The organism is Salinarimonas soli (assembly GCF_008386575.1).
Lineage (GTDB): Bacteria > Pseudomonadota > Alphaproteobacteria > Rhizobiales > Beijerinckiaceae > Salinarimonas_A > Salinarimonas_A soli.
In genome coordinates this window covers 42,503-60,716 of the sequence record NZ_VUOA01000028.1, presented here as the reverse complement: position 1 = coordinate 60,716, position 18,214 = coordinate 42,503, and the positions used below count along the sequence as shown (strand labels likewise).

Genomic DNA, 18,214 nt, shown 5'->3' with positions numbered 1-18,214 from the left:
CCCCGGGCGGAGCGCGCTTGTCGCGTGGAGGGGAAGGGGATCCAGCGCATCTTGATGTCGCGAAGCGACGCCTTACGCCCGTCCAGGGCCCAAGTGAGCCGCTGCGCGGCAGCATGATTGCGCTGGATCCCCTTCCCCTCCACTCGCTTCGCGAGTTCCGGCCGGGGATGACAGGTGCTCACGGTTGGAAACGACGCCCGTCCTCAGACCTGTGGGCATACGCCCTGGTTTCATCAGCCCGCGAGGCCGGTCTCGTCCGGGGCGGCGGGGAGCCAGAGGGTGACCGTGGTGCCCTCGCCGGGGCGGCTGGCGATGGCGAGCGCGCCGCCGGCGCCCTCGGCGAAGGCGCGGGCCATGGCGAGGCCGAGGCCGGTGCCCCGGCCCGGCTCCTTCGTGGTGAAGAAGGCCTCGGCCGCCCGCGCGAGCGTCGCCTCATCCATGCCCGTCCCTGTGTCGATCACCGAGACGCGCACGTAGAGGCGGGGCTTCAAGGCGGGCGCCGGGGGCGGGGTACCCTCGGGCACGCTCTCGGCGGAGGCCGCCACCGTCACCGTGCCGCCCTCCGGCATCGCGTCGCGGGCGTTGAGGACGAGATTGACCACGACCGTCTCGAGCTCCGACTGGTCGGCCCGGGTGGGCGGCAGGTCGGGGGCGAGCTGGAGGTCGACGCGGTAGCGCGATCCCAGGGTGTCGTTGAGAAGATCGTGGACGCCGCTCAGCGCCCCCATCATGTCGAAGCGCTCGGTCACCGCCTCCTGCCGGCGGGCATAGGCGAGCATGCGTTGCGTGAGCCGCGCGCCGCGCTCGGCCACCGAGCCCATGAGACCCGCGACGCGCCGCACCTCCTCGGGCTCCTCGGCCTTGCGCTGGAGCCGGTTGGTGGCAGCCTGGACGTTCTGGACGATGTTGTTGAAGTCGTGCGCCACGCCCCCGACGATCTGGCCCAGCGCTTCGATGCGCTGGGCATGGCGCAGGCGCGCCTCCGCGTCCGCCCGCCGCACGGCCTCGGCGCCCGCCGCCGCGAGCGCCGCCTTCTCGCGGCGCACCGAGCCCTGCACCCGCAGGGTCAGCGCCCCGAGCAGCAGGCCCGCCACCACGCAGACGAGCCCCGGGGCGACGAGCCGGCTGAGCCAGGCCCCGCGCAGCACCCGCGGGCTCAGCCCATAGAAGACGTAGACCGGATAGGGCCCGACCTTGCGAAAGCCGTAGAGCCGCTCGATCCCGTCGATGGGCGAGAGCTCGCGCAGCAGCTCGCCCGCGGGCACCGCCCGGGCGGCATCGACGAGGGCGCTCAGGCGTCCGGGCCGGTAATCCGCCGGGTCGGCGGACGGGGGCGTGCGGGCGAGGACCGCGCCGTCCGCCCGCACGAGGGTCACCACGTCCCACTGCCCCTCGGTGACGGACTTGTAGAACTCCTCGAAATAGTTCGGCTTGAAGGTCGCGACGATGATCCCGTCGAACGGCGTCTCCGAGCCGGAGCGGCTCCGGCTCAAGGAGAAGACGGTGGCGTTGGAGGGGCGCGAGACGATCACCTCGCCCACATGGGTGCCGGGCTCCCCCGCCCGGTGGGCCTGGACATAGGCGCGGTCCGACAGGTCGACGGGTGGGGCCGGGAACCCGCCCGACAGGGCCCTCAGCCGTGCGTCCGGCCCGACGATCGCGATGCCGCCGGAGGGCTGGCTGCGACGGTCGAGGGCGGCAAGGAAGCTCTGGACGTCGCGCGACCCAGCGATCTCGTCCCAGGACAGGCCGCGGATGCGCTCGTCGATGGCCTCCAGGGCCGTTTCCTGGGTCTCGAAGGAGCGAAGGGCATGCTCGTGCAGCATGTCGACGGTGCGCAGGAGCCGCGCCCGCGCCTCGCTCTCGACGCCCGTCCAGGCCATGCCGGCGGCGGCCAGGAACAGGAGCAGGGGGATGACCACCGCGCCGGCCCACAGCAGCGCGAAGCCGTTCGCCCGCCCGCCGGAGAGCGCGTCCGGGGCGATGTCGGGCTGCCGGGCTGAGCGTTCGTCGGGCGGCGGGGCGAGCATCCTAACGGAGTAGCCAATCGCCGGGCCGCGGGCAACGGCGGGGAGGGTGCGGCGGCGCGGCGGGCGCCGATGGCGGGCCGGCGTTGCGCCGTTGCGTCACCTCGTGCGCCCGCGCACCGAACGCGGCTGGCGGCGGACGCATGGTGGCGACACGACACGCCGGCCGCCAGACGAGGTTGCCATGATCACCGCCCCCCGCCAGATCCTCTTCCTCGGGCTCATGCTCGCCGCCCTCATCGCGGTTGCGGCGACGCTCAGCGCCCAGGCCCGCCCGCGCGGCCCCGTCGGCATCAGCGCCCCGACGCTGACGCGCTCGGGTGAGCCCGTTGCCTCCATCAGCCGCCCCGATTTCGACCTGCGCTGGGGCGGAACGACCATCACGCTGGCAAGCCGCTGAGGCACGCTGCGGGCGCGCTCAGCCCGCGACCGCCCGCATCTGTCCAGGTTCCGCCACCGCCACGCCCGCCGCGGTGTATTCGTTGAGCTTGTTGCGCAGGGTGCGGATCGAGATGCCGAGGATCTTCGCCGCGTGGGTGCGGTTGCCGAGGCAATGATCGAGTGTATCCAGGATCAGGTCGCGCTCCACATCCGCCACCGTGCGGCCCACGAGGGCGCGGGTCACCGCCTCCGCCGTGCGCGCGGCCCGCAGGGCCGGATCGGCGAGGGGGCTCGAGTCCAGCGCCTCGCCGTCGGGAGTCTGGATCGCGTCGGCGCCAATCTCGGGGCCCGCCGCGATGAGCACCGCCCGGTGGATCGCGTTCTCCAGCTCGCGCACGTTGCCGCGCCACGGGTTCCTCACGATCGCGCGCTGGGCGTCCGCCGAAAGGAGGCGCTGCGGCACGCCGTTGAGGTCGGCGTATTTGCGGGCGAAATGGGTCGCGAGCTCCACCACGTCGGCGGGGCGCTCCCGCAACGCCGGGATGCGCAGGTTCACCACGTTGAGCCGGTAGAGCAGGTCCTCGCGGAACGCGCCCTTGCGAACCTCCTCCGCGAGGTTGCGGTTCGAGGTGGCGAGCACCCGGATATCGACCCGCACGGACGCCGAGCCGCCGACGCGGTCGATCACCCTCTCCTGGAGGGCGCGCAGGAGCTTCGCCTGGAGCCGCACGTCCATCTCGGAAATCTCGTCGAGAAGGAGCGTGCCGCCGTTCGCCTCCTCGAACTTCCCGATCCGCCGGGCCACCGCGCCGGTGAAGGCGCCCTTCTCATGGCCGAACAGCTCCGATTCGAGGAGCGCGTCGGGGATCGCGGCGCAGTTCACGGAGACGAAGGGCTTGCCCGCCCGGTTCGAGCGTGCGTGGAGATGGCGTGCCAGCACCTCCTTGCCGGTGCCGCTCTCGCCCGTAATGAGCACGCTCGCCTCCGAGCGCGCCACCTGCTCGGCCATGCGCACCACCCGCTCCATGGCGGGATCGCGCCACACGAAGGCCCGCCCGTCTGCGGCCACGGCCTCGATCACGGCGGCGATGAGGTCGGGATCCGGGGGGAGGGGGATATATTCCTTGGCCCCCGCCTGGATCGCCGCCACCGCCGCGCGAGCGTCGGTGCCGAGGCCGCAGGCCACCACGGGCGTGCGGATGCGCTCGGTCTCGAGGGCCTGGACGAGGTCGCGCACGGCGAGCGTCACGTCGACCATGATGAGGTCGGCGCCCTTGGCGCGCAGCACCGAGAGGCCCTGCTCGATCCCCTCGGCATGGGTGACGCCGGCCCCGCGGCTCATGGCGATCTTCGAGGCGCCGATGAGCTCGCTGTTGAGACGGCCGATGATGAGAAGGCGCATGGCGGTGATTCCCTAAAGCGCGGCCGGGGCCTTAGCCCTTGATGATCTCGGTCATGGTGACGCCGAGGCGCTCGTCGACGAGCACCACCTCGCCGCGGGCCACGAGCCGGTTGTTGACGAAGATGTCGATCGCCTCGCCGACCTTGCGGTCGAGCTCCAGAACGGTGCCGGGCCCGAGCTTCAGGAGGTCGCCCACGGGCATGCGCGAGTGACCGAGCACCGCCGAGACGATGACGGGCACGTCGAAGATCTGCTCCAGGTCCGCCGCCGCCTTGGCGCTCACGGGCGCCTCGCGGGTCGAGGTCAGCCCCATGGGCGTGTCGAAGCCGATGTCGCTGCCGTCGAGCTCGGGGAGGGAGAGGTTGTCGTCGTGGGCCATGGGCGGTCCTCGGGATCAGGGCGTGCCGGCCGCCTTGGCGGCCTCGGCGTGAAGGCGGGAGAGTTCGCGGGCCATGCCGCCGTCCGCCCATTCGAGGCGGGCGTCGCCGGCCGGGATGTCGGGCTCGCCCATGACGACGATGCGGCCCTCGTAGCCGCGCTCGCGGGCGAGCCCCTTCATGAGGCCCTCCACCTCGTCGACGAGCCCCTCGTTCACCCGCACCACGAGGTGGGGCACGCCGCGCAGGTGCTGGAAGGCTTCGCGGGCCACCTCGCCGATGGCGGCGAGAGGCTGGCGGGCGAGGGCCTCGCCGGCGAGCTTGCGGCCGAGCGCCATGGCGAAGGCCAGGCCCTCGGCCTGCATGGCGGCGCGGTCGGCGTCGGCCGCCGCGAGGAGCTGGCCCGAGGCGGCGGAGAGGCGGGCGAGGGCGTCGGCAAGCCGCGCCGCGATCTGCGCCTCGGCGTCCCGGCGGCCGTCCTCCAGGCCGCGGCGGTAGCCCTCTGCCTCCGCCTCGTGGAGCGCCGCGAGGCGCTTGGCGTCGCCGCTCGTAGGGCTGCGGAAGTCGCGGTCGAAGAGGAAATGGCTGGCGCCGCTCATCGCGGGGCTCCCGGGCATGCCTGGGCGTCAAGCTTCATCGGGGCCGCGCTCATTTGGGCTGCTCGTGGAGCCATTGGCGCAGCACGGCCACCGTCTCGACCGCGTTGCCCCGCGCGAGCTCGCCGACGCGGGCGAGCGAGGCGGCGTGCTCGGCGCTCTGGGCCTTCGCGATCTCCATGAGCTGCGCCGTCATGGCGTCGTTGGGGGAGGCGCCCGCAAGCGCCGGAAGGCCGCCGCCGCCCGCGATCGCTTCCGCGCCGCCCTTGCCGGGGCGGGTGTCGGGGGCGACGATCTGCTTCACCATCGGGCGCACCACGGTGAGGAGCACGATGAGGGTGAGAAGCGCGATGACGCCGAGCTCGACGAAGCGCAGGATGTCCTCCCGCGAGGGCGCGAGCAGGGACGCGATGAGGCTCTGCTCCTGGAATTCGGGCGCGGGGGGCGGCTCGGCGAAGCGCAGGTTCACCACCTCGACCTGGTCGCCCCGGTTGCGGTCGAAGCCGATGGAGGAGCGCACGAGGGCCGCGATGCGCTCCAGCTCCTCGGGCGAGCGCGGCTGGTAGGCGGTCTCGCCCGCGGGGTTGCGGGTATAGACGCCGTCCACGAGCACGGCCACCGACAGGCGCTTGAGGCGGCCGCCCTCCTGCACCTCGGTGCGGGTGGTGCGGGAGATCTCGAAATTGACGATCTCCTCGTTCTTGTTGCTCGCGTCGCGCCCGCCATTGCCGCCCTGGCCTTGAGCGCCCGGCAGCTCGTTGCCTACGGTGACCCCGCCCTCGGCCTGGCCGCTCACCTGGTTCTCGGTGCGGGTCTGGGTGGAGCGCACGACGCGGCTTTCGGGATCGAAGGTGTCCGAGCGCGTCTCGACCCGCTTGCTCTCGAGCTCCGCCGCGACCTGGATGCGGGCGCGGCCGGCGCCGACGATCCCCGCCACGATCTCCTCGACCTGGCCCCGCAGGCGCCGCTCGAGCCCCGCTTGCCGCTCGTTGATGGCGAGCGCGTCGCCCGCGCCGTCGCCCTGCGCGCCGTCGGCGAGCAGTCGGCCGCGCTCGTCGACGATGGAGACGCGCTCGGGCTTCAGGCCCTCGACGGCGGACGCCACGAGATGGCGGATCGCGCGCACCTGGCCCGCTTCCAGCTCGCCTGCGAGCTTGAGGGCGATGGAGGCGCGGGGGCCCTCCCGGTCGCGGTCGAACAGGCGGCGCTCGGGGATCGCGAGATGGACCCGGGCGGACTGGACGCGCCCGATGGCGCGGATGGTGCGGGCAAGCTCGCCCTCCAGCGCCCGCAGATGGTTGATGCCCTGAACGAAGCTCGTGGACGAGAAGGCGTCGCCCTTGTCGAAGATCTCGTAGCCCACGCCCCCGCCCGACGGCAGGCCCTTGCCGGCAAGCTCCATGCGCACGCGGGGCAGGTCGTTTCGGGGCACGAGGATCGTGGTGCCCTCGGCCCGGGTCTCGTAGCGGATGCCCTTGGCCTCCAGGTCCTTCACCACCGCATTGGCGTCCTGGAGGGACAGCTCGGAATAGAGCAGGCCCATGGCGGGCTGCGACACCCGCATGATCACGAAGGCGAAGAACGCCACGAGCGCGAGCGTCACCGCACCCATCGCGGCGATGCGCTGCGGCCCCAGCTTGTTGAGGAATTCGAGAATCCCCTGCACGCCCGCGATCCGCCCTCTGCCGGCGCGGCGCACCGCGCGCCGCCCACCCGGCAAGTTTTGCCGATCACGTGGTTAGCAAAGGTTTAACGACGGCTCCCAGGACGGCGGGGAACCCGCCGGAATCCTGCCCGGTCGTTGGCTCATCCGCGACAATTATCGCAATCTGCACAAGGGTTTCGACAATCGGATTCATCCTTTGATGACGGCCGCCCGCCAGGATGGCTGCCATGAACGAGACCACGTCTCCCCTCTTGCCGGGCACCGCGCCGGCTCGCGACCGCCATGGGCGGCGGGGAGCGATCTGCCGCTTCGGCGCGGACCGGGACGGGGTCGTGGCGGTGCTGTTCGCCCTGATGCTCGTGCCGATCCTCCTGGGCGTCGGAGCGGCGGTGGATTACAGCCGGGTGAGCCGGGCCAAGGCGTCTCTCGACGTGGCCGCGGACGCGGCCGTGATGTCGGCGATCCGCCGCGTCGCGCTCGCGGGCGACCGCAAGGCCGCGGAGGACAATGCGCGCCTCATGTTCACGGCCGCCGCCCGATCGGTCGCGAGCGCCTCGGTCACGGCCCTGAACGTGAACGTCACCGACGAGGGCACGACGCGCCGCGCCACCCTCACCTACGAGGCGAGCGTGCCCGTGACCTTCATGGGCCTCACCGGCACCAAGGTCTTGACCGTCGCGGGCGATTCGGTGGGCCGGTCGGGGATCCCGAGCTACATGGACTTCTACCTGCTCCTCGACAACACGCCCTCGATGGGCCTGGGCGCCACGACGGCCGACATCGCTACCCTCGTCGCCAAGACCCCCGACGGCTGCGCCTTTGCTTGCCATGACCTCTCGGCGAGCAAGAAGGACGACTACTACACGCTTGCCAAGAAGCTTGGCGTCCAGATGCGCATCGACGTGGTGCGCCAGGCGACCCAGAACCTCATGGACACGGCGGCGAAGACCGCCCTGATCCCCAACCAGTTCCGCACCGCGATCTACACCTTCGGCACGTCCTGCACCGACGTGAAGCTCACCCCGGTGAGCGCGCTCACGGCGAACCTGTCCGCCGCCAAGTCGGATGCCTCGGCCATCGGCCTGATGACGATCCCCTACCAGAACTACAACAACGACCAGTGCACCGACTTCGACAAGATCCTCGCCGCGATGGAGAAGGCGATCCCCGCCGCGGGCGACGGGGGCTCGGCCGGGAGCGCGCAGAAGGTGCTGTTCCTGGTGTCCGACGGGGTGGGGGACGCCTATTACCCGACCACCTGCTCGCAGCCCACCACCGGCGGACGCTGCCAGGAGCCTATGAAGATCGCGACCTGCACGGCCCTCAAGGCGCGGGGCGTGCGCATCGCCGTCCTCTACACGACCTACCTGCCGCTTCCCACCAACGGCTGGTACAACACGTGGATCGCCCCGTTCGCATCCAGGATCGGCACCCAGATGCAGGCCTGCGCGACGCCGGGGCTCTATTTCGAGGTGAGCCCGACCCAGGGCATCTCCGAGGCCATGGCGGCCCTGTTCCAGAAGGCCGTGGCGCAGGCTAAGTTAACGCAATAGCCCCTCGGGTGCCGTGCGCCATGCTATGCCGGTCGCGGGCGGAGGGATCGCGGATGCGGGTGGAGCTGAAGCTCGGCGGGCTCATCACGGTGGGGGAGCGCTCGCTCGCCATGGGACGCACCTTCGCGCTTCTCGACGGCATCGCGCAGGAGGGCGCCATCGGCGGCGCCGCGCGCCTCCTGGAGGTGTCGGACGCCGCTGCCTGGGAGCGCCTCGCGGTGCTGGAGGGCGCGCTGGGCCGCCCCGTCGCCCGGCGCGAGGGCACCGAGGGGCGCGCGAGCCTCACCCCCTACGGCGCCGGTCTCCGGGAGGCGATCGCCGAGACGCTGCGGGCCTTCGAGCCCCTGGTCGAGACTGAGACCCGCCGCCTGCAGGAGCGGCTTACGGCCTTGGACGGCCCGCACGATCCCGCCGCCTGACGCCGCGGCACGAACCTGCTACAAGCCCGGCCGTCGGGCCCGGCGGCAGGCCCCGGAGAGGATCGAGACCCATGCTGAAGACCACGATCGCCGGCAGCCTGCCGAAGCCCCGCTGGCTTGCGGAACCCGAGCGCCTGTGGGCGCCCTGGAAGGTGCCCGAGCCGGAGCTCGCGCAGGCGAAGCTCGACGCGACCATCCTCGCCGTGAAGCTCCAGGAGGATGCCGGCCTCGACATCGTCGGCGACGGCGAGCAGGCCCGCGTCCACTTCGTCCACGGCTTCCTCGCCAATCTCGACGGCATCGACTTCGACAAGAAGACCGTCATGGGCATCCGCAACGACCGCTACAAGGCGGAGGTGCCCACCGTCGTCGGCGAGATCCGCCGCAAGGGACCCGTCCATGCCCGCGAGGCCCAGGCCGCCCGCGCCCACACCACGCGGCCGCTGAAGTTCACCCTGCCCGGCCCCATGACCATCGTCGACACCATCGCCGACGAGCATTACGGCCGCCGCGAGGACCTCGCCCACGCCTTCGCCCGGGTGCTCAACGAGGAGGCCCGCGAGCTGGAGGCGCTGGGCGTCGACGTGGTCCAGTTCGACGAGCCGGCCTGGAACGTCTACATGCCCCAGGTCGCCGAATGGGGCATGGCGGCGCTGGAGGAGGCCAAGCGCGGCCTTACCTGCACCACGGCCGTCCACATCTGCTACGGCTACGGCATCAAGGCCAACGTGGACTGGAAGGGGACGCTGGGCGACCAGTGGCGCCATTACGAGGAGACCTTCCCCGTCATCGCGAGGAGCTCCATCGACCAGGTCTCGCTGGAGGCCCGCAACTCCCGGGTTCCCATCGAGCTGATCCGGCTTCTGGAGGGCAAGGACGTGCTGGTCGGCGCCATCGATGTCGCCTCCAACCAGGTCGAGACGCCCCAGGAGGTCGCGGCCACCATCCGCGAGGCCCTGCGCTACGTGGCCCCCGAGAAGCTCTTCCCCTGCACCAATTGCGGCATGGCGCCCATGAACGGCGACATTGCCTATGCCAAGCTCGCGGCCCTGGCCAAGGGCGCGGCCCTGGTGCGCGCCGAGCTGGCGGGCTAGGCGAACGCCCTCACGGCTCCGCGGCGGCGCGGGCGACGTTCTCGTCGGGCCGGCCTTGGCCGGCGTCCCGGGCCTTGCGGTAGAGCTCGCGGGCCCGGTCGGGATCTCCGGCGAGACCCACCACGCCCCAGCGCTTGAGCACCTCCGGATCGTAGGTCTCCGCGAGCCGGTACGCCGCGAGCGCGTTGCCCTGGCCGGCGGCGCGGGAGAGCAGGAGCCGGGCGCCGGGGATGTTGCCCTGCTGGAGCAACCCCTCAGCCCGCTGAAAGTCCGCGTTCGCGGCGCTCACGGTCCGGTTCTGCATCGCGGGTGCCGGCACCACGCCGGGCTGCGGCGGCGTCGTCCCCGTCGCCTCCGGATCCCGCGCCGCCATAGCCGCCTCCGCGCGCCGCTCCTCGGGCGCGGGAACCGGCGCCGGCGCGGGCGGTGCCGCGGCTACCTGTGGCGCGGCTTCGGCGGTCCTCTCTGTGACCAGGGGGGCTGGCGGCGCCTCCACGATTCGCACCTCGGGGATGGGCGGCGGCGGTACAGGGGGCACCTCCACGACACGCGCCTCGACGACCGGCGCGGGCGGTGCCTGTGCGGCCTGCCCGCGGAGATCCGGTTCGGGTGCCGGTGGCGGCAACACCACAGCGACCTGCGGCTCGGGCGGCGCGGGCGCGGGAGTCGCCTGAGCCACGCGGACCGGCGGTGAAGGGGCGGGCGCCTGCGTGATCTCCAGCGTCGGGGCGGGCGCCGGCGTGGGCAGGGCCGGGATGGCGGCGATCATCTCCTCGCTGACGGGTGCGGGCAGAGGGACAGCAGGGATCTCCGCGACGCGCTCCTCACGAAGGGACGGCCCAGGCGGCGGGGACGGGGCCTCGGCGATCTCCTGTCGAGGCACGGAAGCAGGCGCGGCAGGCGCCTCGGCGACGCGCTCCCCGGGCCGTGGCAGCGTGAGCGCCATCGTGGCCACGCCGCCGAGAACCAGCATGGCGCCGGCGGCCACGGCGAGGCGACGGCGCCCGCGCGCCCGGCCGTGCTGCGCCTGCCAGTCGTCGATGAGGGTTCTGCTGCGACGCATGACGATGGGCCTTGCTGGACTATTTCGCGACGAGCGCCTCGTTCTTCTTGCTCACGTGCCAGAGAACGTAGTGGTAGTGGGGCATGTCGACGCCGGGATGCCCCTCGTTGAAGTACATCGTGGTGTGGTCGACCCGGGCTCCCTGGAAGCCGGTCTCCGCCTCGAAGCGCTTGCGCTCGTTCATCTGGTCCAGGGGCAGCATGTAGATCGTGCTGACGAGACGGTCCTTGCGGTCGAAGGATAGGAACGGCCCAACGGGCAGGGTGTCGGGCTTCACGTAGACCACCCCGATCCCGGGGAAGAAGGCCGGGAAGTTCACGAGCGACGACACCCGCTTGTACCCGCGGCGCTCGGCGACGAGGCGGGGGTTGAGGCTCGTACGCCCGCCCGGCTTGATCGAGCCCGTACGCTTCGGCGCGGGCGCCGCCGCAGCCCTGCTCTGCCCGAGTGCCTGCGCGACACGGCGGTGCTGAGGATCCCGCAGGTCGACCGGCTTGCCGAGTCCGGAATGCCCGAGGTGCTCGAGATGGGCGTTCTGGGGCGCCTCCTGGGCGAGGGCCGGGCCGGCGCAAAGGGCAGCGGCCGTGAGCAGGGCATGAAGTCTCATCGATGAAGTCCTCGTCAGCGGGAGCCGGTGGTCGGGGGGACGTCCGGGCGAAGGGGGATGGTGCGGGTGGGGGCGGCGTCGCCCGCGATCTTGCTGGCGGGCTCCGGCCCGCGAAGCCCCGCCTTCTTGAGATAGGCCTCCATGCCCGCGTAGCGGCGCAGTCCCGGCAGGGATCCTGCGAGGTTGACCTCCTGCCATTTCGGGTGGCCGGGCGGCTTCTGAAGCGTGGACAGGCGCCAGATGAGGCTCTGGATGAACCCCTCGCCGAGCTGCGCCCGCGCGGACCGCTTCGGCCAGTCATAGGCGAAGAGCACGTTCTGCACCGCGAGGGTGTCGACGCTCTCCCCCGGACGGAGCAGCTCAGGGTAATCCTCGCCGCTGATGGCGCTCGGCAGGTAGTCGGGCTCGGGCGAGGCGACGTCGAGCGGCACGAGATGCAGCCCGTCGGCAGGGGACAGCGTCTTGAGACCGTCGATGGGCTTGCCCGAGACGATGAACGCCGCCGCGATCTCGCCCGCCTTGAGGGCCGCGATGGAGCCCCGCAGATCGTGCCGCTCTTCCTGGACCTTCACGCCCGCGCTCGCCAGGATCTCGCGGGCCACCACCTGCGTTGTGCTCTCGTCGCGCCCGATGCTCACCGGCTGACCTTCGAGATCGCCAAGCGAGCGCACCTTGGGGCCTGCCAGGAGGTGCACCTCCTCCATATAGAGCGGCGCCACGTAGGTGATCCGGCGGGTGATGTCGCCGAACTCGCCCGTCTCGCGCAGGCGCTCCAGGACGCGGGTGGAGACGATGCCGAAATCCGCGTTAGGAAGCGTCAGCACGTCCCGCACCGTGTGGATGCCGCCGGGCCCCGTGACGGGGGTGACGCGCAGCGCGACCTCGCCGTTCGGCCCCGTCTCCTGAGCCGAGGCCACGGCAGCTGCCATCTCGTCGGCGAAGCGGAACTCGGTCTCGCCGAGGGCATTGGAGACGATCTCGACCACCCTCGGATTGCCGCCGCCGGACTTTCGCAACGTCGATTGCCCCACCGAGCGGGCCTGAGCCGTCGACGTCTCGGCGGCGTCAGCGGGCGCGGGGGGCAGGGCAACGGCGGCGAGCAGGGCGACGGACACCAGGGCACGCGGCAAGCCGAGACAGTGGGACAGCCGTGAGAACGCGTGTGCCATCGGGCGAAATCCACTTGGGCAATCCTGACGCCAGAATTGCGAAATCGGAGTCGGTGCGCTCGCAAACCTTCACCATGAAGTCCGTTGGAACCTGTTTTGTTCCAGCTTGAAGGGCGCTTCAGGGCTTTGGTGAGCGTGCGGGAAGCGCTTCCGCAAGCCCTCGGCGGGCCGGCGGTCCGCCTGTCCGCCCTCGGCCATCGCGGGGCTCCCCGGAAATTGATCCCGCGCATCCGCCAAACGGCTGACGCGGCGTCCGATGGAAGCTGCGCACCTTGAGCTCCTGCGACGACCGCTCGCCGAGCAAGGCCGACGATGCCCACGCGCCCAAAGATCGACCCCGCTCCGCCCCCGGTTGCCTGACCCATCGGGCGGGACGTGCGCGCCCCGCCCCTCCGACGACCCGCCATCCGGAGAGCTTCACCCATGCGCAAGCCCGCGATCTTCACGGCCGCCTTCCTCGTCGCGACCCTCGCCTTCTGGGGCACGATGCTGACGAACCCGCCCGTCACCCAGGCCGAGGAGGCGGGCGAGGCGAGCGTCGCCGCGTCGGTCGATCCGCTCGCGATGATGCACACGGCAAGGCCGCCCGAGGGAACGCCCTGCGACGTGATCTGAGCGGGTCTGCCGGCAGGCCCGTCGCGGGCGGGCACGGCCCGATTCCCCGATGCGGGAAACGGGAGTACGATGCCTGCGACGAGCCCGGCGGATCGGCCCATGCAGCCTGCACCGTATCTCGTAGCGGCGTTCCTCGCCGTCTCGCCCACCAGCGGCGAGGACGGGATGGTGCAGCCCTGGACCCACGCGCTCGCCACCTCGATCCGCGACGCCGGCTATGGCTGCGCCGTGGTGGGTCATGTCGCGGAGCTCGGCTTCGAGAACGAGGGCCGCGTGGCCCTCGTGGTCTGCCGCGGCGGCTTCGCCCCGGACGAGGCCGATCACCGCGCCTACCGGGTGGTGTTCTACACGGAAGGCGACGTGACGGTGCGGCCCTGGCGCCAGGCGGCGCAGCGCTGATCCCGGAACCAGGGGGCGGGTTGGGTGTTCCCATCCCGGATTCTGCAAGGAGCACCCCGATGAACAACGGATTTCCGTCTATGACGGCCCTTCTGGGCCTCCTCGCCGTCGCCGGTTACCAGAACCGCGACAAGCTCGCCGAGATGGTCAGCGGCGCCCAGGGCGGCGGCCAGGGCGGCGGTATGAACCCGCGCGGCGGCATGCCTCAAGGTGGGATGAGCCAGGGCGGGCCAGGCGGCGGCGGCATGGGCCAGGGCGGCGGCCTCGGCGGCCTGCTGGGCGGGCTGCTCGGCGGCGCGGGCGGCGGCCTCGGCAGCCTGCTCGGCGGCGGCATGAACGAGACCGTCGACCGCTTCCGCCAGAGCGGCCACGGCGAGATCGCCGATTCCTGGGTCGCCCCGGGCCCGAACCGCGAGATCGCCCCGCATCAGCTGGAGCAGGCCATCGGCCCCGACGTGCTGTCCGACCTGCAGCAGCGCACGGGCCTGTCCCGCGACGAGCTCCTGTCCCGGCTCTCGCGCGATCTCCCCCGCGCCATCGACGACCACACACCGCACGGCCGCATCCCGCGCGAGGACGAGTGGCGCTGAGCGCCTAGAACCCTGGAAGTGCCCGCTCCGCCCAGGGGCGGGCGATCTCGATCCGGCGGGGCAGGGGAGAGCGTGCCCTCGTCCCGAACCGGCTGGACGCCGACCGGGGGATCCTCGCCCGTCGGGTGCGGCGGCAGCCTCGCGGCGGGCTGCCCTTCGACGCTCCAGACCGGCATGGCTCCGCCGCCTGCTTCAGGAAGGGCCCATCCGCTCGGTGATGGAGACGAGGGAGAGCTCCGGCATCCTCGTCGTGCCGAGCACGATCAGTCCCGCGGCCCGGGAGCGGCTGGATCTCGCTACCCTGGGGCGGAACCCGTCCTCGCCGGATCCGGCTGCCGTCGTGAGCGGGCGCGCCTCGGCCCGTTCCAGCCGTGCGATGGCCGCCTCCACGAGCTCCGCCGCGTCGAAGCCCAATCGTCGTCCACGGCTGTCAGAGCTGGGTCCCGTGGCTGAGCCCCTTCGTGCCATAGGATCTAAGAGCCTGCCCCGACAGGGCTTGCTCCTGTCCCCCTCATGCTGAGGTGCCCGCGCCAGCGGACCCCTCGAAGCACGCAGCAGCATGCCGCAATCGGGGGAGATCCCTGGAGCGCCCTTCGAGGCCCGCCTCCGGCGGGCACCTCAGGACGAGGGTGAAGGGTAGGCCATACTCATGAGCCAGCCTCTAAGGTCCGCGACGGCTATCAGGCCCCTGCGATCAGGGCGCGCGCCTCGGTGCTCGGTACGGGCCGGGAGAAGAGATAGCCCTGGCCCGTCTCGCAGCCCATCGCGGTCAGCGCGTCGCGCTGGGCCGCGGTCTCCACGCCCTCCGCCACCACGCGCAGCTCGAGGGTATGGGCGAGGCCCACGAGAGCCCGCATGAAGCGGTCGGCCTTGGGATCCTCCCCGAGCGCCGAGACGAACTCCCGGTCGATCTTGATGACGTCGATCGGAAGGCGCTGGAGATAGGCCAGCGAGGAATAGCCCGTTCCGAAATCGTCGACGGCGACGAGGCAGCCGAGCTCCCTCAGCCGCGCGAGTTCCCGCACCGCGCCCTGGTCCATGAGCGCGCCCTCAGTGACCTCGAGGATGATCCGGCCGGGCTCCACGCCCTCCCGCTCCAGGGCCCGCGCGAGCGCGTCGTGGAGGGCCCCGTCGGAGAGCTGGCGCGGCGAGACGTTGACCGAGAGGCGCAGCTCGGTGCCGGGCCAGGCGGCTAGCTCGCGCAGGCCCTCCTCGACGACCCATTGCCCGATGCGGCCGATGAGCCCCGTCTCCTCGGCGCGGGGGATGAACTCCGCGGGCGTGATCCAGCCGCGCTCGGGATGATGCCAGCGGATCAGGGCCTCGAAGCCGATGATCCGTTCCCCGGGCAGCGCCACGATGGGCTGGTAGAACAGGACGAGCTCGCCGCGGTCGAGGGCGTAGAACAGATCCTGCTCGGTCTTGAAGGTGCGTAGGGCGGTCTCCTGCAGCTCGGGCTGGAACACCACGGCCCGGTTGCCGCCCGCGCGCTTGGCCGCGTACATGGCGGCGTCCGCGTCGCGCAGGAGATCGGCCGCGCCCGACGCCGAGGCGCAGGCGATCCCGACGCTGACCGCGGCCCGGTGCGGGCGCCCGGCGGCGGCGAGGGGCTCGTCGAAGGAGGCGATGATCCGCTCCGCGAGAGCCGTCGCCGCGGCGACGTCGGCGCCCTCGCAGAACACCACGAACTCGTCGCCTCCGATGCGCGCCGCGAGGTCGGCGGGGCCGACCAGGCTTCCGAGGCGCCCGGCGATCTGGACGAGGAGCTCGTCGCCGGCCGCGTGGCCGAGCGAATCGTTCACCGTCTTGAACCGGTCGAGATCGAAGAACAGGAGGGCGGCCGGCGCGGGCGGCGTGCCCGAGCGCCAGCGGGCGATCTGCTGCTCGAAGAGGCGGCGGTTGGGCAGGCCCGTGAGGGGATCGATGTTGGCGACCCGCATCAGCTCGGCCTCGGCCTGGCGCAGGAGCGCCCGCGTGACGAGGCGGCGCAGATCCGCCGCGGCGCGCCGGTCGCCGGACGACCAGGGCAGGGAGCGGCCGCGGACCGTCTCGGTCCAGGCCGCGAAGGACTTGCGGGGCGAGAGGCGGCCCGTGCCGGGGTCGATCTCGGCCTTGCGCCCGGGATCGCCGCCCCAGGTCACGGTGCGGGCCACCTCGGGCCTGAACCACACGACACCATCGCCCGGATTGTTCGCGACCGGCAGGGCGAGCACGCCGCTTGCCTCCGCGCGGAAGCCCGCGAGATCGGGCGAGCGCTCGCCCAGGGCCTCGATCGCGGCGGCGTCGTCGCCCACGGGGCCGAGCACCGCCTGGAAGATCCGTTCCGCCGCGCTCTCGGGCGGCGTCGCGCCGATGGCCCGGATGCGCCCGCCAAGGCGCACGAAGGCGCCGGTGGCGTCTACGAGACGCAGGAGGGCGTGGCCCGCCCCGGCGAGCCCGTCGGCGACGCCACGAGCCCCCTCCAGCGCGGAGGCGAGCTCGGAGAGCGTCTCCTGGCGCTGCATCCGGACGCGCAGGTCCTCGCGCTCCTCGGCCTCGCCCACGAGGAGACCGAGGAGCTGGCCGATGAGGTCGCACAAGGCGCGCATGTCGGCCGAGGGCGTGCGCGGCGCGCCGTGATGGCACACCACCATGCCCCACAGGGTCTCGTCCTGCACGATCGAGATCGCGAAGGTCGCGCCCACGCCCATATTGGCGAGATATTCCAGGTGGACGGGGGAGACGCTGCGGAGGGCGCAATAGCTCATGTCGAGCGGGGCGGCGTCGCCCAGCGCCGCGTCGGCGAGGACGGGCACGGGCTCGTAGTCGACGCGCCCGATGGTGCGCACCCGCTGGAGGAGATAGAGGCGGCGCGCCTGGGCCGGAATGTCGGTGGCCGGGTAGCGAAGGTCGAGGAAGCTCTCCAGGTCCGCCTGGCGATCCTCCGCCACCACCTGGCCGTGGCCCTCCGGATTGAACCGGTAGACCATGACCCGGTCGTAGCCCGTCAGCGCGCGGATCTCGCGGGCCGCCCGGTCGCACAGCTCGCCGAGCGACCCCGTGCGGCGCAAGCCGCCCACCACCGCCTGGGCCCGGGCCAGGGCGACCTCGAAGTTCGCCTCGGGGCTCGCGGGCTCGATCTCGACGACGATCCGACCGCCCGAGCGATGGGCCATCACGTTGCGGCGCGGATCGCGGGGGAAGGGCAGGTCGAGGGTGAGGACGTTGCCCGGCGAGTAGCGCTCGCCCGACAGGGCGGCCAGAATCGCCGTCACGGCGTCGGCCCCGAGGAGCTCCGCGAGGGGCCGCCCGAGCCCAGCGCGCCCGGACACGCCCGTCGCGCGCCCGAGATTGGCGCTCACATGGGTGACCCGCAGCGTCTCGGCATCGGCCGCGACGAGGGCGCCGTGGGGCTGGATGGCGCCGGGAATATGGATCGGCTCGTTCGCGCAGGTCGCGAGGTCGGCGTCGGTGGCGTCGCGCGGACGCGGGGCCGGATCGGCTCTCATGGCTGCCCTCCGGCGATCGGGTGGGCGCGGAAGGCGGCCGTGAAGGCGTCGAAGGTGCGCTCCGCTCCCGCGATCACGTCGCTCGCACGCCCCGGGTGGTCCTCGCCGAAGCGGTCGAGGGCGGCGCGGAAGGTCTGCCAGAGGAGCCCGGTGCGCGGGCCCCGGCCGCCGAAGAAGGCGGCGGCGGCGGCGATCTCGTCGCCCAGACGCCCCGAGAGCGCATCAAGGATCACGCGGCCACCGAGGACCGAGCCCTCGACGACGTAGAGCGCGCCGAGCCCCGCGGCGAGATCGCCGAGGCGGGGCGGGGAGACCGGGGCGAGCGCGTCGGCGTCGATCCCGAGATGGCGCAGGTCGGCGCGCAGGGCCGGCATGCGGGCCCGCTCGTCGAGGCAGATCCCGTAGGCCGCGAAGCCCGGGACGGCGCGAAGCGACTGCTCCAGCGGCCCGATCACCCGGGCGAACCCGGCAAGGCACGCGCGGTACTCGGCGAGCGTCGCCACCGAGCCGGGCAGGCCCGTGGCGTGCTCGACGGCCTCGTGGGCAGCCCCTGTGCCGGCGCGCAGGGCAAGGCTCAGGCGCTCAGGGGACCGCCCGTGCGGGTACGGGGCAGGCGCGAGGGTGGGATTGGGGGAAAGGCTCTCCAGGGCCGGCATATGGGACAGGGCTCCAGGCCGTCGATGGACATATCAGTCACGGTCCGCGAGACCCTAGAACTTAACGTATGAAAGAAACGTAACGCGATCGAAGTATCGAAAAATTGGATGA

General features: G+C 72.3%; 18 protein-coding genes. 7 read left to right on the top strand and 11 right to left on the bottom strand.

All coding sequences use genetic code 11. The features are described from left to right. Positions 1-233: 233 nt before the first annotated feature. The gene (locus F0L46_RS15505) at positions 234-2,030 is read right to left on the bottom strand and encodes a sensor histidine kinase (RefSeq protein ID WP_149819139.1); all 1,797 of its coding nucleotides are present in this window, start codon (positions 2,028-2,030) and stop codon (positions 234-236) included. Positions 2,031-2,211: 181 nt separating this feature from the next. Here F0L46_RS15505 and F0L46_RS15500 point away from each other — a divergent pair, with 181 nt between their 5' ends. Then, entirely contained in the window at positions 2,212-2,427 is a 216-nt protein-coding gene (locus tag F0L46_RS15500; RefSeq protein ID WP_149819137.1) for a hypothetical protein, read from the top strand. A gap of 18 nt (positions 2,428-2,445) precedes the next feature. On the opposite strand, the gene flbD is transcribed toward F0L46_RS15500, so the two are convergent. From flbD to fliF, 4 genes are all read right to left on the bottom strand, one after another. Continuing rightward, complete coding sequence (gene flbD, locus F0L46_RS15495) at positions 2,446-3,810, bottom strand: sigma-54-dependent transcriptional regulator FlbD (RefSeq protein ID WP_149819135.1); 1,365 nt, start codon at positions 3,808-3,810, stop codon at positions 2,446-2,448. A gap of 31 nt (positions 3,811-3,841) precedes the next feature. Continuing rightward, positions 3,842-4,123, bottom strand: coding sequence for a flagellar motor switch protein FliN (fliN, locus tag F0L46_RS15490; RefSeq protein ID WP_438646685.1), 282 nt, complete (start codon positions 4,121-4,123; stop codon positions 3,842-3,844). An 81-nt stretch (positions 4,124-4,204) separates the two neighbouring features. Beyond that, on the bottom strand, positions 4,205-4,786 hold the full coding sequence (locus tag F0L46_RS15485) for a FliH/SctL family protein (RefSeq protein ID WP_149819131.1): 582 nt from the start codon (positions 4,784-4,786) through the stop codon (positions 4,205-4,207). Between the two features lie 49 nt (positions 4,787-4,835). Beyond that, entirely contained in the window at positions 4,836-6,449 is a 1,614-nt protein-coding gene (fliF, locus tag F0L46_RS15480) for a flagellar basal-body MS-ring/collar protein FliF (protein ID WP_149819129.1), read from the bottom strand. 227 nt (positions 6,450-6,676) lie between these two features. On the opposite strand from fliF, the gene F0L46_RS15475 reads away from it, so the two are divergent. From F0L46_RS15475 to F0L46_RS15465, 3 genes are all read left to right on the top strand, one after another. Next, complete coding sequence (locus F0L46_RS15475) at positions 6,677-8,002, top strand: TadE/TadG family type IV pilus assembly protein (protein ID WP_149819127.1); 1,326 nt, start codon at positions 6,677-6,679, stop codon at positions 8,000-8,002. Positions 8,003-8,055: 53 nt separating this feature from the next. Then, positions 8,056-8,421, top strand: a complete 366-nt coding sequence (locus F0L46_RS15470; protein WP_188311984.1) for a LysR family transcriptional regulator — start codon at positions 8,056-8,058, stop codon at positions 8,419-8,421. A 71-nt stretch (positions 8,422-8,492) separates the two neighbouring features. Next, the gene (locus F0L46_RS15465) at positions 8,493-9,515 is read left to right on the top strand and encodes a methionine synthase (RefSeq protein WP_149819123.1); all 1,023 of its coding nucleotides are present in this window, start codon (positions 8,493-8,495) and stop codon (positions 9,513-9,515) included. 10 nt (positions 9,516-9,525) lie between these two features. On the opposite strand, the gene F0L46_RS15460 is transcribed toward F0L46_RS15465, so the two are convergent. The 3 genes from F0L46_RS15460 to F0L46_RS15450 are packed head-to-tail and all read right to left on the bottom strand — an operon-like array spanning position 9,526 to position 12,300. Further along, positions 9,526-10,578 (bottom strand): hypothetical protein, encoded by a 1,053-nt coding sequence (locus tag F0L46_RS15460; RefSeq protein ID WP_149819121.1) that lies wholly within the window; start codon positions 10,576-10,578, stop codon positions 9,526-9,528. Positions 10,579-10,597: 19 nt separating this feature from the next. Further along, complete coding sequence (locus F0L46_RS15455; RefSeq protein ID WP_149819119.1) at positions 10,598-11,185, bottom strand: hypothetical protein; 588 nt, start codon at positions 11,183-11,185, stop codon at positions 10,598-10,600. Between the two features lie 14 nt (positions 11,186-11,199). Beyond that, positions 11,200-12,300 (bottom strand): TAXI family TRAP transporter solute-binding subunit, encoded by a 1,101-nt coding sequence (locus F0L46_RS15450; protein WP_188311983.1) that lies wholly within the window; start codon positions 12,298-12,300, stop codon positions 11,200-11,202. 477 nt (positions 12,301-12,777) lie between these two features. Here F0L46_RS15450 and F0L46_RS15445 point away from each other — a divergent pair, with 477 nt between their 5' ends. The 3 genes from F0L46_RS15445 (at position 12,778) to F0L46_RS15435 (ending at position 13,958) form a co-directional block, all read left to right on the top strand. Further along, positions 12,778-12,969, top strand: coding sequence for a hypothetical protein (locus tag F0L46_RS15445; RefSeq protein ID WP_149819115.1), 192 nt, complete (start codon positions 12,778-12,780; stop codon positions 12,967-12,969). Between the two features lie 99 nt (positions 12,970-13,068). Beyond that, the gene (locus F0L46_RS15440) at positions 13,069-13,368 is read left to right on the top strand and encodes a hypothetical protein (protein WP_149819113.1); all 300 of its coding nucleotides are present in this window, start codon (positions 13,069-13,071) and stop codon (positions 13,366-13,368) included. A gap of 59 nt (positions 13,369-13,427) precedes the next feature. Beyond that, positions 13,428-13,958, top strand: a complete 531-nt coding sequence (locus F0L46_RS15435) for a YidB family protein (protein WP_149819111.1) — start codon at positions 13,428-13,430, stop codon at positions 13,956-13,958. 192 nt (positions 13,959-14,150) lie between these two features. Here the strand turns inward: F0L46_RS15435 and F0L46_RS15430 are convergent, their stop codons facing one another. From F0L46_RS15430 to F0L46_RS15420, 3 genes are all read right to left on the bottom strand, one after another. After that, the gene (locus F0L46_RS15430) at positions 14,151-14,372 is read right to left on the bottom strand and encodes a hypothetical protein (RefSeq protein ID WP_149819109.1); all 222 of its coding nucleotides are present in this window, start codon (positions 14,370-14,372) and stop codon (positions 14,151-14,153) included. A 266-nt stretch (positions 14,373-14,638) separates the two neighbouring features. Then, entirely contained in the window at positions 14,639-17,446 is a 2,808-nt protein-coding gene (locus F0L46_RS15425) for a bifunctional diguanylate cyclase/phosphodiesterase (RefSeq protein WP_149819107.1), read from the bottom strand. Beyond that, a complete protein-coding gene (locus F0L46_RS15420) occupies positions 17,443-18,102 on the bottom strand; it encodes a biliverdin-producing heme oxygenase (protein ID WP_149819105.1) in 660 nt (219 codons plus the stop codon). Before F0L46_RS15420 ends, F0L46_RS15425 begins: the two co-directional genes overlap by 4 nt. Positions 18,103-18,214 lie beyond the last annotated feature (112 nt).

What these genes read in the sequence shown, in the direction of transcription:
- F0L46_RS15440 (WP_149819113.1), top strand. Translation starts at nt 13,069, where the DNA reads ATGCAGCCTGCACCGTATCTCGTAGCGGCGTTCCTCGCCGTCTCGCCC.
- F0L46_RS15505 (WP_149819139.1), bottom strand. Translation starts at nt 2,030, where the DNA reads ATGCTCGCCCCGCCGCCCGACGAACGCTCAGCCCGGCAGCCCGACATC.
- F0L46_RS15470 (WP_188311984.1), top strand. Translation starts at nt 8,056, where the DNA reads ATGCGGGTGGAGCTGAAGCTCGGCGGGCTCATCACGGTGGGGGAGCGC.
- F0L46_RS15475 (WP_149819127.1), top strand. Translation starts at nt 6,677, where the DNA reads ATGAACGAGACCACGTCTCCCCTCTTGCCGGGCACCGCGCCGGCTCGC.
- F0L46_RS15455 (WP_149819119.1), bottom strand. Translation starts at nt 11,185, where the DNA reads ATGAGACTTCATGCCCTGCTCACGGCCGCTGCCCTTTGCGCCGGCCCG.
- F0L46_RS15500 (WP_149819137.1), top strand. Translation starts at nt 2,212, where the DNA reads ATGATCACCGCCCCCCGCCAGATCCTCTTCCTCGGGCTCATGCTCGCC.
- flbD (WP_149819135.1), bottom strand. Translation starts at nt 3,810, where the DNA reads ATGCGCCTTCTCATCATCGGCCGTCTCAACAGCGAGCTCATCGGCGCC.
- F0L46_RS15445 (WP_149819115.1), top strand. Translation starts at nt 12,778, where the DNA reads ATGCGCAAGCCCGCGATCTTCACGGCCGCCTTCCTCGTCGCGACCCTC.
- F0L46_RS15425 (WP_149819107.1), bottom strand. Translation starts at nt 17,446, where the DNA reads ATGAGAGCCGATCCGGCCCCGCGTCCGCGCGACGCCACCGACGCCGAC.
- F0L46_RS15465 (WP_149819123.1), top strand. Translation starts at nt 8,493, where the DNA reads ATGCTGAAGACCACGATCGCCGGCAGCCTGCCGAAGCCCCGCTGGCTT.
- F0L46_RS15420 (WP_149819105.1), bottom strand. Translation starts at nt 18,102, where the DNA reads ATGCCGGCCCTGGAGAGCCTTTCCCCCAATCCCACCCTCGCGCCTGCC.
- F0L46_RS15435 (WP_149819111.1), top strand. Translation starts at nt 13,428, where the DNA reads ATGAACAACGGATTTCCGTCTATGACGGCCCTTCTGGGCCTCCTCGCC.
- F0L46_RS15485 (WP_149819131.1), bottom strand. Translation starts at nt 4,786, where the DNA reads ATGAGCGGCGCCAGCCATTTCCTCTTCGACCGCGACTTCCGCAGCCCT.
- F0L46_RS15460 (WP_149819121.1), bottom strand. Translation starts at nt 10,578, where the DNA reads ATGCGTCGCAGCAGAACCCTCATCGACGACTGGCAGGCGCAGCACGGC.
- fliN (WP_438646685.1), bottom strand. Translation starts at nt 4,123, where the DNA reads ATGGGGCTGACCTCGACCCGCGAGGCGCCCGTGAGCGCCAAGGCGGCG.